Genomic DNA, 11,879 nt, shown 5'->3' with positions numbered 1-11,879 from the left:
AGCCCTTGTGCGTGCCGTGCGTCAGGCGGAGGCCGGCGGGTAGAGGTCGCGGGGCAGCTGGGAGGCTGCCGCCTCGTCCAGCAGCCACAGGGTGCGGCTGCGGCCCCGTGCACCGGCGGCCGGGGCCTGGATCTCCCCGGCGCCGGAGAGCGCGATGGCCGCGGCCTGCGCCTTGTCCGCACCGGCGGCCAGCAGCCACACCTCGCGCGCCGCGCGGATCGCGGGCAGCGTCAGCGAGACGCGGGTGGGCGGCGGCTTCGGTGCGCCGTGCACCCCGACCACCGTCCGCTCGTCCTCCCGCACCCCCGGCAGCTCCGGGAAGAGGGAGGCGACATGGGTGTCCGGGCCGACGCCCAGCAGCAGGACGTCGAACGACGGCACCGGGCCGTGATCCTCCGGGCCTGCGGCGGCGGCCAGTTCGGCGGCGTACGCCTCGGCCGCGGCGTCCGCGTCGTTGCCGTACGGGCCACCGGCCGGGGCCATGGCGTGGACCCGCGCCGGATCCAGCGGGACGGAGTCGAGCAGCGCCGCGCGGGCCTGCGTCTCGTTGCGCTCCGGGTCGCCGTCCGGCAGGAACCGTTCGTCGCCCCACCACAGGTCGAGCCGGGACCAGTCCAGGGCGTCCCGGGCGGGCGCCTCGGCGAGGGCCGCGAGCAGCCCGTTGCCGTTGCGTCCGCCGGTCAGCACCACGGAGGCGGAGCCCCGGGCGGCCTGGGCGTCCACGATCTTCGTGATCAGCCGGGCCGCCGCGGCCTGCGCCATCAGCTCCTTGTCGCGGTGGACGACGACCTGCGGCGCGCTCACTTGGCGGCCGCCTTCTTCGCCGCGGCCTTCTTCGGCGCGGGCTTCGCCGCCGCCTCCCCGCCGTCCTTCGCGGGCGCCTCCGGCGCGGTCGTCCGCGCCGCCTCGCCCAGCCGGTCCACGCCGTACTTCAGCGCGGCGGCGAAGGTGTCGTCCGGGTCGAGGCGGCGCAGCTCCTCGGCGAGCAGCTCGGAGGTCTCCCGCCGCTTGAGCGCCACCGCACGGTCGGGCTGGCCCTGCATCGACAGGGTGGCCAGCGAACCGTCCGGCCGGTCCAGCACGATCGGCCCGCAGCTCGTCTCCAGCCGCACCGCGGTCAGGCCCGGACCGGACGACACCGTGCGCTCGACGGGGACGTCCAGCCGACTGGCGAGCCACATGCCCAGCAGTTCGCAGCTGGGGTTGAACTCCTCGCCCTCCACCACGGCGGAGGTGACCTCGCACGGCATCTGGTCCAGCGCCGCCGCGAGCATCGAGCGCCACGGCGTGATGCGGCTCCAGGACAGGTCCGTGTCGCCGGGCGTGTAGGTGGCGGCGCGGTCGGTCAGCTGCTGGATGGGCTGCTCGGAGGCGTAGGCGTCGGTGACCCGGCGCTGGGCCAGCGCGCCGAGCGGGTCCTTCGCCGGGTCCAGCGGGCCGTTGACCGCCCACCACACGACGACGGGCGCGTCCGGCAGCAGCAGCGGCAGCACCACCGACTGGGCGTGGTCGATCGCCTCGCCGTACAGCCGCAGCACGACCGTCTCACCCGTACCGGCGTCCGCGCCGACCCGGACCTCGGCGTCCAGCCGTGCCTTGGCGCGGTCGCGCGGCGTGCGGCTGACCCGCTTGATGACCACCAGGGTCCGCGACGGGTGCTCGCGGGACGCCTCGTTGGCCGCCTTCAGGGCGTCGTAGGCGTTCTCCTCGTCGGTGACGATGACGAGGGTGAGCACCATGCCGACGGCCGGCGTGCCGACGGCGCGGCGGCCCTGCACCAGCGCCTTGTTGATCTTGCTGGCCGTGGTTTCCGACAGGTCGATCTTCATGGGCGACGCCAGCTCCGTCCGTCTCGTGCGAGCATCTCGTCCGCCTCGGTGGGGCCCCAGGTACCGGCCGGGTACCGCGCCGGTTTGCCGTGGCGGTCCCAGTACTCCTCGATCGGGTCGAGGATCCGCCAGGACTGCTCGACCTCCTCCAGCCGCGGGAAGAGGTTGGCGTCGCCCAGCAGCACATCGAGGATGAGCCGCTCGTACGCCTCGGGGCTCGACTCCGTGAACGACTCGCCGTACGCGAAGTCCATGGAGACGTCCCGCACCTCCATCGAGGTGCCGGGGACCTTCGAGCCGAAGCGCACGGTCACGCCCTCGTCCGGCTGCACCCGGATGACCAGGGCGTTCTGGCCCAGCTCCTCCGTGGCGGTGTGGTCGAAGGGGGAGTGCGGCGCCCGCTGGAAGACCAGCGCGATCTCGGTGACCCGGCGGCCCAGGCGCTTGCCGGTGCGCAGGTAGAAGGGGACGCCCGCCCAGCGGCGGTTGTCCACCTCCAGCTTGATCGCGGCGTAGGTATCGGTCGTCGACTTGGGGTCGATGCCGTCTTCCTGGAGATAGCCGACGGCCTGCTCGCCGCCCTGCCACCCGGCGGTGTACTGCGCGCGCACCGTCTCCTTGCCGAGGTCGGCGGGGAGCCGCACGGCGCCCAGCACCTTGGTCTTCTCCGCGACCAGCGCGTCCGCGTCGAAGGAGGACGGCTCCTCCATGGCGGTCAGCGCGAGCAGCTGGAGCAGGTGGTTCTGGATGACGTCACGCGCCGCACCGATGCCGTCGTAATAACCGGCCCGGCCACCGATGCCGATGTCCTCGGCCATCGTGATCTGTACGTGGTCGACGTACGAGCGGTTCCACAGCGGCTCGAACATCGTGTTGGCGAAGCGGAGCGCCAGGATGTTCTGGACCGTCTCCTTGCCGAGGTAGTGGTCGATGCGGAAGACCGCCTCGGGCGGGAAGACCTCGTGGACGACCTGGTTCAGCTCCTGGGCGCTCTTGAGGTCGTGGCCGAAGGGCTTCTCGATGACCGCGCGGCGCCACGAGCCGTCCTTCGGGTCGGCGAGCCCGTGGTTCTTGAGCTGCTTGACGACCGTGGGGAAGAACTTGGGCGGCACGGACAGGTAGAAGGCGAAGTTGCCGCCCGTGCCCTGCGCCTTGTCCAGCTCCTCCATCGTCGCCTTCAGCGTCTCGAACGCCGTGTCGTCGTCGAAGTTGCCCTGGACGAAGCGCATCCCCTGGATGAGCTGCTGCCAGACCTCCTCGCGGAACGGCGTACGCGCGTGCTGCTTGACGGCGTCGTGCACCACCTGCGCGAAGTCCTCGTCCTGCCATTCGCGGCGGGCGAAGCCGATGAGGGAGAAGCCGGGCGGGAGCAGACCGCGGTTGGCGAGGTCGTACACCGCCGGCATCAGCTTTTTGCGCGACAGATCGCCCGTGACGCCGAAGATGACCAGGCCCGACGGCCCCGCGATACGCGGGAGCCGTCGGTCCGCGGCGTCACGAAGCGGGTTCGCTCCATGAACTGCGGTCAAGGTGTCAGCCCTCCGAAGGAGCGAGGCGCTTGAGCTCCGCCTCGGTGGACTTGAGCAGGTCGTTCCAGGAAGCCTCGAACTTCTCCACGCCCTCGTCCTCCAGGAGCTGCACGACCTCGTCGTACGAGATCCCGAGCGTCGCGATGGCGGCGAGGTCCGCACGGGCCTGCTCGTACGTCCCGCGGACGGTGTCGCCGGTGATCTGCCCGTGGTCACCGGTCGCCTGGAGGGTGGCCTCCGGCATGGTGTTGACCGTGCCCGGGGCGACCAGCTCGTCGACGTAGAGGGTGTCCTTGTACGCCGGGTCCTTGACGCCGGTCGAGGCCCACAGCGGACGCTGCTTGTTGGCCTGCGCCTTGTCCAGGGCGGCCCAGCGCTCCGAGGAGAAGACCTCCTCGTACGCCTCGTAGGCCAGGCGCGCGTTGGCCAGCGCGGCCTTGCCCTTGAGGGCCTTGGCCTCGTCCGTGCCGATGTTCTCCAGCCGCTTGTCGATCTCGGAGTCGACGCGGGAGACGAAGAACGACGCCACCGAGTGGATCTGCGAGAGGTCCAGGCCCGCGGCCTTCGCCTTCTCCAGGCCCGCCAGGTAGGCGTCCATCACGTCGCGGTAGCGCTCCAGCGAGAAGATCAGCGTGACGTTGACGCTGATGCCCTTGGCGATGACCTCGGTGATCGCCGGCAGGCCCGCCTTGGTGGCCGGGATCTTGATGAGGGTGTTGGGGCGGTCCACCAGCCACGCCAGCTGCTTCGCCTCGGCGACGGTGGGCGTGGTGTGGTGCGCCAGGCGCGGGTCGACCTCGATGGAGACCCGGCCGTCCTGGCCGTCGGTGGCGTCGAAGACCGGCCGCAGGATGTCGGCGGCGTCCCGGACGTCCGCCGTCGTGATCATGCGGATGGCTTCCTCGACGGTGACCTTGCGCGCGGCGAGGTCGGAGACCTGCTGGTCGTAGCCGTGGCCGTCCGAGATCGCCTTCTGGAAGATCGACGGGTTGGTGGTGACACCGACGACGTGCTGCTGGTCGATCAGCTCGGCGAGGTTGCCGGACGTGATGCGCTGGCGCGACAGGTCGTCCAGCCAGATCGCGACGCCTTCATCGGAGAGGCGCTTGAGTGCGTCTGTCATGGGGATTGCATCTCCTACTGGTTCGTGTACCGGCGTCAGCGCGCGGCGGCTTCGAGCGATTCCCGGGCGGCGGCCGTCACCGCGTCGGCGGTGAAGCCGAACTCGCGGAAGAGGACCTTCGCGTCGGCCGAGGCGCCGAAGTGCTCCAGCGACACGATCCGCCCGGCGTCGCCGACGTAGCGGTGCCAGGTCAGACCGATGCCCGCCTCGACGGCGACCCGTGCCTTGACGGACGGCGGCAGCACGCTGTCGCGGTACTCCTGGTCCTGCTCCTCGAACCACTCGACGCAGGGCATCGACACGACGCGCGCCGGGACGCCCGCGGCCTGCAGCTGCTCGCGCGCCTCGACGGCGAGCTGCACCTCGGAACCGGTGCCGATCAGCACGACCTGCGGCTCCGCGGCCGCACCGGAGGGACCCTCGGCGTCGAAGAGGACGTAACCGCCCTTGGCCGCCTCGTCGTTCGCCTCGTACGTCGGCACGCCCTGACGGGTCAGCGCGAGGCCGTGCGGGGCGCCGACGCCGAACTCCTTCGTGTAGCGCTTCATGATCTCGCGCCACGCGATGACGGTCTCGTTGGCGTCGGCCGGACGCACGATGTTCAGGCCCGGGATGGCGCGCAGCGAGGCCAGGTGCTCGACCGGCTGGTGGGTCGGGCCGTCCTCGCCCAGACCGATGGAGTCGTGCGTCCACACGTACGTCACCGGCAGGTGCATCAGCGCGGAGAGCCGGACGGCGTTGCGCATGTAGTCGGAGAACACCAGGAAGGTGCCGCCGTAGATGCGGGTGTTGCCGTGCAGCGCGATGCCGTTCATCTCCGCGGCCATGGAGTGCTCGCGGATGCCGTAGTGGATCGTGCGGCCGTACGGGTCGGCGCCCGGCAGCGGGTTGCCCACCGGCAGGAACGACGACGTCTTGTCGATCGTGGTGTTGTTGGACCCGGCGAGGTCGGCGGAGCCGCCCCACAGCTCGGGCAGGACGCCGCCCAGCGCGGCCAGCACCTTGCCGGAGGCGGCGCGGGTGGCGACCGCCTTGCCGGTCTCGAACGCCGGGAGGTGGTCCTCCCAGCCGGCCGGCAGCTCGCCCGCGGCGATGCGGTCGAACTCGGCGGCGCGCTCGGGGTTGGCGGTCCGCCAGGCGGCGAACGCCTTCTCCCACTCGGCGCGGGCGTCGCGGCCGCGGTCCAGCGCCTCGCGGGTGTGGGCCAGGACCTCGGGGGTGACCTCGAAGGACTGCTCCGGGTCGAAGCCCAGCACGCGCTTGGTGGCGGCGATCTCGTCGGGGCCCAGGGCCGAGCCGTGCGCGGCCTCGGTGTTCTGCGCGTTCGGCGCGGGCCAGGCGATGATCGAACGGGCCGCGATGAACGACGGGCGCCCGGTCTCGGCCTTGGCGGCCTCCAGCGCGCGGGCCAGACCGACCGGGTCCAGGTCGCCGTTGGGCAGCTGCTCGACGCGCTGGACGTGCCAGCCGTACGCCTCGTACCGCTTGAGGGTGTCCTCGGAGACCGCGGTCTCCGTGTCGCCCTCGATCGAGATGTGGTTGTCGTCCCAGAGGAGGACGAGGTTGCCGAGCTTCTGGTGGCCCGCGAGGGAGGACGCCTCGGCGGAGATGCCCTCCTGGAGGCAGCCGTCACCGGCGATGACCCAGATGGTGTGGTCGAACGGGGAGGCGCCCGCGGGGGCCTCCGGGTCGAACAGACCGCGCTCGTAGCGGGCGGCCATCGCCATGCCGACGGCGTTGGCGACGCCCTGGCCCAGCGGACCGGTGGTGGTCTCGACGCCGGTGGTGTGGCCGTACTCCGGGTGGCCCGGAGTCTTGGAGCCCCAGGTGCGGAACGCCTTCAGGTCGTCCAGCTCCAGGCCGTACCCGGCGAGGAAGAGCTGGATGTAGAGCGTCAGGCTGGAGTGGCCGGCGGAGAGGACGAACCGGTCGCGGCCGGTCCACTCCGCGTCGGCCGGGTCGTGCCGCATCAGCTTCTGGAAGAGAAGGTAGGCGGCCGGAGCCAGGCTCATGGCCGTACCAGGATGGCCGTTTCCGACCTTCTGCACGGAATCCATGGCCAGGACGCGGACGGTATCGACGGCCCGCTGGTCCAGATCGGTCCACTCGATGTCTGTGGTGGTCGGCTTGGTGCTCACCCTGAGTCAGGGCTCCTCTCCACATGTCGAATGCCGCGGACGGTATGTCCGCCAGGCGGTGTCGAGCCTACCCCCGCTGGTGCGTGCGTCTTTTCGACGCGGAGTCGGCGGCGCCGCCCGACGGAGTACGCGTCACTGCGGGCAACCGGCTCCGTATCTCCGGCAATCCGGACGCGGGGGATGCGACCCCTGTTCCCCAGACTGACGGGAGCAGTCCGCCTTCGCCTCTTATAAGGGGGAGCAGGGGCCACGGGAGGCGCCGCGGGGCGGGCCGCCCGGCGCCGCCGTCGGGGAACCAACACGAGCGGACCCCCGCGAAGATCGCGGTATGGCCAACGTCTAAAGTGGCGTGGTACGCGCAAGCCTCGCGGTCGCCAGGGCCGGATGTGCTTGCTGGCCTTATCTCCGCGGCGAAAGCCGCAGATGTTACTTCCAGGGGTGTGCGTGACGGCCGTCCAATCCCGTCCTGCGGGGACGCTCTCTCAGAGCCCCGGGAGTCCGAACCCCGGCCACCGGCCGTTCGGCGCCCGCGTCAAGGCGTTCATCGAGCTCACCAAGCCGCGCGTCATCGAGCTGCTGCTGATGACGACGGTGCCGGTGATGTTCCTGGCCGCCGGCGGCGTCCCGGACCTGTGGCTGGTGCTGGCCACCTGCATCGGCGGCTACCTCTCGGCGGGCGGAGCCGCGGCGTACAACATGTACATCGACCGCGACATCGACGCGCTGATGGACCGCACCGCCCAGCGCCCTCTGGTGACGGGCATGGTCTCGCCGCGCGAGTGCCTGGTCTTCGCGACCGCGCTCTCCGTCGGCTCCACCGTGTGGTTCTGGTACCTCGTCAACCCGCTGTCGGCGATGCTCTCGCTGGGCGCGATCCTCTTCTACGTCGTCGTCTACACGATGATCCTCAAGCGGCGCACCAGCCAGAACATCGTCTGGGGCGGCATCGCGGGCTGTATGCCGGTGTTCATCGGCTGGTCCTCGGTGACCAACTCGGTCTCCTGGGCCGCGCTCATCCTCTTCCTGGTCATCTTCTTCTGGACGCCGCCGCACTACTGGCCGCTGTCGATGAAGGTCAAGGACGACTACGAGCGGGTCGGTGTGCCGATGCTCCCGGCCGTCGCGGGCAACAAGGTCGTCGCCCGGCAGATCGTCGCCTACAGCTGGGTCATGGTCGCGGTGTCGCTGCTGCTCCAGCCGCTGGGGTACACCGGCTGGCTCTACACCGTGGTCGCGCTCGCCTGCGGCGCGTTCTGGCTGCGGGAGGCGCACGGTCTGCAGGCCCGCGCCAAGGCCGGTGTCACGGGGCCGAAGCTCAAGGAGATGCGGCTCTTCCACTGGTCGATCACGTACGTCTCGCTGCTCTTCGTCGCCGTCGCGGTGGACCCCTTCCTCCGCTGACCTCGTACGTCCTCGTTTCACGGCCCGTCCGGCGCGCTCCGGGCGGGCCTTCGCGTTGCCGGGGCCTATGCGCGGGCGCCCCTCCCCAAGAGTTCTACCGGTGGGTAGCATCGGGTGCATGGCAGACACCAAGCAGGCGGACGAGCAGCCGGCGGCCGAAGAGCGGACCGACGCGCGGGCGGAGAAGCGGACCGGGCGGCACGCGGCGCGGCTCGCCAAGGAGATGCGGGCCTTCGCGGCCGCGCACGGCGGCAGCGCCGGGGGGCAGCTGGCACACATCGGCCGGGGCCGGGTCCGCGTCGCCCTCGTGGGTGCCGACGGCGAGTGGGGCAACCTCGTCGCCGACTCCCTGACGGAGGCCCGGACGGGCGCCGAACAGGCCGGGATCGCCCTCCAGGACGACTTCGACGGAGACCTCGCCGCCAAGGTGCGCACCGGCCGCTACGAGTGGACCCGGATGGCCGGGATCCAGATCGGCGGCCCGGCCAACGGCTGAGCCCGCCGCCCGGCCGGTCGCGGCCGTACGGAAGGAGCCCACCGGGCGCGTGACCTGCACGCGCCCGGTGGGCTCCTTCCGTACGGGGTGCCCTGGGGGCGCCGGTCAGCCCGCGGCGGCCGGTTCGGCGGGCCGGACCGCTTCGGGGCTGCCGCTCTGCTGCTCCGGCAGGTCCGCGAGCGCCCCGCGGTCCCGCAGCGTCAGGACCACGCGCAGCACCGCGATCCAGACCAGCGTCGAGCCGAGCATGTGCAGTCCGACGACCAGCTCCGGCAGCCCCAGGAAGTACTGGACGTAGCCGATGACGCCCTGGAGGAGCAGACAGACGACGAGGTCGCGGGCGGCGCGGCGGGGCGCGGCGGGCGCCTTGACGGCGCGCAGCGTGAACCACAGGGCGATCGTCAGACCGACGACGATGTAGACGAAGTCGACGTGCAGCTGGGTCACCTCCTGCCAGTTCAGCGGGATGCGGTTGACCTTCCGGGCGTCGCCCGCGTGCGGCCCGGTGCCGGTGACGACGGTGCCGGCCAGCGTCAGCACGGCGGTCGCGCCCAGCAGCACCCAGGCCAGCTGACGCACCGGCCGCGCGACCACGTCCCGGGGCACCTCGTCGCCCTCGCAGGCGCGCCGCCAGGTCACCACGGCCACCGTGAGCAGCCCGGTGGTGAGCAGGAAGTGCGCGGCGACGATGTATGGGTTGAGGCCGGTCAGGACCGTGACGCCGCCGACGACGGCGTTGCCCATGACGATCCAGAACTGCGCCCAGCCGAGCCGGGTCAGCGCCCGGCGGCGCGGGGAGCGGGCCCGGGCGGCGATGATGAACAGGCCGATCACCGCGCAGAGCACATACGTCAGCAGGCGGTTGCCGAACTCGATCAGGCCGTTGATGCCCATCGCCGCCGTCGGCGTCAGACTGTCCGGCGTGCAGCGCGGCCAGGTGGAGCAGCCGAGGCCGGACTGGGACAGCCGCACCGCACCCCCCGTGACGACGATGACGACGGCCATCACGACGGCGGCCAGCGCGGCCCGCCGCACGAAGCGCGCGGACGGCTGGCAGCTGCGGGCGATCAGCTCAAGGGGGTTCAGCGTTTTCGGCACGGGGGACATCGTAGGCGCCCCCTTGTGCAAAGTTTCACGAGGGGTGCATCGCGCTCAAGACGGTGCGTAGCGCGACGAACGGCCGGGGCGCGGGGCGCGGGGGCGTGCGCGGGGCGCGGCCTCCGGCGCTCCGCGCACGCCCCCGCGGCTCCCGTCGGCCCCCTCCCGCTACTCCCAGCGGAAGAACCGTGCCGCCGCGCCCAGCCCGAGCACCGCCCAGACGGCGAGGATGCCGAGGTCGCCCCAGGGGAGCGCGGCCCCGTGCTGGAGGACGGCGCGCAGCCCGTCGGAGAGCGCGGAGATCGGCAGCAGCCCGAGGACCGTCTGCGCCGCCTCCGGGAACTTCGTCAGCGGCACGATGACGCCGCCGCCCACCAGGAGCAGCAGGAAGACGAGGTTGGCGGCGGCAAGTGTCGCCTCGGCCCGCAGCGTCCCGGCCATCAGCAGACCGAGCCCGGAGAACGCCGCCGTCCCCAGGACGAGCAGCGCGGCGACCGCGAGCGGATTGCCCTGTGGCGACCACCCCAGCGCCAGCGCCACCACGGTCAGCAACACGATCTGCAGCACCTCGGTGACCAGCACCGCGCAGGTCTTCGCGGTCATCAGCCCCCAGCGCGGCAGCGGCGAGGCGGCGAGCCGCTTGAGGACGCCGTAGCGCCGCTCGAAGCCGGTGGCGATGGCCTGCCCGGTGAACGCGGTCGACATCACGGCGAGCGCCAGCACACCGGGCGCCAGGAAGTCGACGGTGCTGCCCGCGCCCGTGTCGATGATGTCGACTGCGGAGAACAGCACCAGCAGCAGCGTCGGAATGACGACGGTCAGCAGCAGCTGCTCGCCGTTGCGCAGCAGCATCCGGGTCTCCAGCGCCGCCTGCACACGGATCATCCGCGCCAGCGGCGCGGCACCGGGCCGCGGGGTGAACGTACCGATCGCGGTCATGCCCGCAGCTCCTTGCCCGTGTTTTCCAGACTGTGCTTTCCCGGGGGACGACCCCCGGACCCCCGGCCGGACGGCGTACGGCGCCGGCTCATCCCCGCAGCTCCTTGCCTGTCAGGTCGAGGAAGACATCCTCCAGGGTGTGACGTTCGATGGCGATGGCGTCGGGCAGGACGCCGTTCTGGGCGCACCAGGAGGCGACGGTGGCCAGCATCTGGGGGTCGACGGTGCCGGTGACGCGGTAGCTGCCGGGGGCCGGTTCGGCGGTGGTGCTGTCCTCGGGCAGCGCCTTGCGGAGCGACGCCAGGTCGAGCCCGGGCCGCCCGGTGAAGCGCAGGGTGTTCTCCGCACCGCCCCGGCACAGCTCCTCGGGGGTGCCCTGGGCGATGACCCGGCCGCCGTCGATGATCGCTACATCGTCGGCCAGCTGCTCGGCCTCGTCCATGAAGTGCGTGGTCAGCACCACGGAGACGCCGTCGGTACGCAGCTCGCGGACGAGGTCCCAGGTGGCGTGGCGGGCCTGCGGGTCGAGGCCGGCGGTCGGTTCGTCCAGGAAGACCAGCTCGGGGCGGCCGACGACGGCCATCGCCAGGGCGAGCCGCTGCTGCTGGCCGCCGGAGAGCCGCCGGTAGGTGGTGCGCCCGCAGCTGCCCAGGCCCAGCCGGTCGATCAGCAGCCCGACGTCGACGGGGTCGGCGTGCAGGGACGCGGTGTGCCGCAGCATCTCCTCGGCGCGGGCGCCGCTGTAGACGCCGCCGGACTGCAGCATCACGCCGATCCGGGGCCGCAGCCGCGCCGCGTCGGCGACCGGGTCCAGGCCCAGCACGCGGACGGTTCCGGCGTCCGGGCGGCGGTAGCCCTCGCAGATCTCGACGGTGGTGGTCTTCCCGGCGCCGTTGGGGCCGAGCAGGGCGGTGACGCCGCCGCGCGCGACGGTCAGGTCGAGGCCGTCCACCGCGGTCTTGGGCGACCGGGAGCCGTACCGCTTGACCAGGCCGGCGACCTCGACGGCGGGCGCGCGGCCGGGGGTCCGGGGGCTCCCCGGGGAGGTGCTGGGCATGCCCGGCAGTCTACGGAGCGCCCGGCGGACACCCGCCGCCGGGCCGGTCGACAGGGGCGGGGGCCGACGGGAGGGTGGCCGCCCCCGGGTGAGGCGGTTGGGCGAAGATTTTTTCCGCGGGTTCGCGGGCGTCCGCGCGAAGATCGCGGTCCGCGTCCGTCCCGCTCAACAGAGGGCTTCTGGGCCTCCGGGCACCCCTTGTTTAGGTGACCCTAAGTGATCGAGGACACCGTTGGGTGGCCCCGTCGAGGGTTGTCGTGGCTCGCGGA

At 72.1% G+C, this 11,879-nt stretch carries 10 protein-coding genes; 2 read left to right on the top strand and 8 right to left on the bottom strand.

The window, feature by feature from the left end; all coding sequences use genetic code 11:
- Positions 1-21 precede the first annotated feature (21 nt).
- From pgl to tkt, 5 genes are read right to left on the bottom strand one after another with little or no spacing between them, the layout of a single operon-like run.
- A complete protein-coding gene (pgl, locus tag OG422_RS06790; RefSeq protein WP_405740840.1) occupies positions 22-804 on the bottom strand; it encodes a 6-phosphogluconolactonase in 783 nt (260 codons plus the stop codon).
- Positions 801-1,829 (bottom strand): glucose-6-phosphate dehydrogenase assembly protein OpcA, encoded by a 1,029-nt coding sequence (gene opcA, locus OG422_RS06785; protein ID WP_143939865.1) that lies wholly within the window; start codon positions 1,827-1,829, stop codon positions 801-803. The genes pgl and opcA overlap by 4 nt, the downstream gene beginning before the upstream one ends.
- Complete coding sequence (gene zwf, locus OG422_RS06780; RefSeq protein ID WP_143939866.1) at positions 1,826-3,358, bottom strand: glucose-6-phosphate dehydrogenase; 1,533 nt, start codon at positions 3,356-3,358, stop codon at positions 1,826-1,828. The genes opcA and zwf overlap by 4 nt, the downstream gene beginning before the upstream one ends.
- 4 nt (positions 3,359-3,362) lie before the next feature.
- Positions 3,363-4,481, bottom strand: coding sequence for a transaldolase (gene tal, locus OG422_RS06775; protein ID WP_405740835.1), 1,119 nt, complete (start codon positions 4,479-4,481; stop codon positions 3,363-3,365).
- 35 nt (positions 4,482-4,516) lie between these two features.
- Positions 4,517-6,619, bottom strand: a complete 2,103-nt coding sequence (tkt, locus tag OG422_RS06770; protein ID WP_405740832.1) for a transketolase — start codon at positions 6,617-6,619, stop codon at positions 4,517-4,519.
- A 444-nt stretch (positions 6,620-7,063) separates the two neighbouring features.
- Here tkt and OG422_RS06765 point away from each other — a divergent pair, with 444 nt between their 5' ends.
- Positions 7,064-8,020 carry a heme o synthase gene (locus tag OG422_RS06765; RefSeq protein WP_251076401.1) on the top strand — a complete coding sequence of 319 codons (957 nt, stop codon included), beginning with the start codon at positions 7,064-7,066 and terminating at the stop codon, positions 8,018-8,020.
- Between the two features lie 118 nt (positions 8,021-8,138).
- Complete coding sequence (locus OG422_RS06760; protein ID WP_405740829.1) at positions 8,139-8,516, top strand: hypothetical protein; 378 nt, start codon at positions 8,139-8,141, stop codon at positions 8,514-8,516.
- Between the two features lie 105 nt (positions 8,517-8,621).
- On the opposite strand, the gene OG422_RS06755 is transcribed toward OG422_RS06760, so the two are convergent.
- The 3 genes from OG422_RS06755 to OG422_RS06745 all read right to left on the bottom strand — a co-directional run bounded on the left by OG422_RS06755 (position 8,622) and on the right by OG422_RS06745 (position 11,610).
- Complete coding sequence (locus tag OG422_RS06755; RefSeq protein WP_143939872.1) at positions 8,622-9,614, bottom strand: heme A synthase; 993 nt, start codon at positions 9,612-9,614, stop codon at positions 8,622-8,624.
- Positions 9,615-9,782: 168 nt separating this feature from the next.
- Positions 9,783-10,553 (bottom strand): ABC transporter permease, encoded by a 771-nt coding sequence (locus OG422_RS06750; protein WP_143939873.1) that lies wholly within the window; start codon positions 10,551-10,553, stop codon positions 9,783-9,785.
- 88 nt (positions 10,554-10,641) lie between these two features.
- Positions 10,642-11,610 (bottom strand): ABC transporter ATP-binding protein, encoded by a 969-nt coding sequence (locus OG422_RS06745; RefSeq protein WP_405740826.1) that lies wholly within the window; start codon positions 11,608-11,610, stop codon positions 10,642-10,644.
- Between the last annotated feature and the right edge of the window lie 269 nt (positions 11,611-11,879).

Source organism: Streptomyces sp. NBC_01525, from assembly GCF_045040405.1.
Taxonomy (GTDB): domain Bacteria; phylum Actinomycetota; class Actinomycetes; order Streptomycetales; family Streptomycetaceae; genus Streptomyces; species Streptomyces benahoarensis.
Note: the sequence above shows the minus strand (reverse complement) of the source record. Positions and strands in the feature narration are given on the sequence as shown.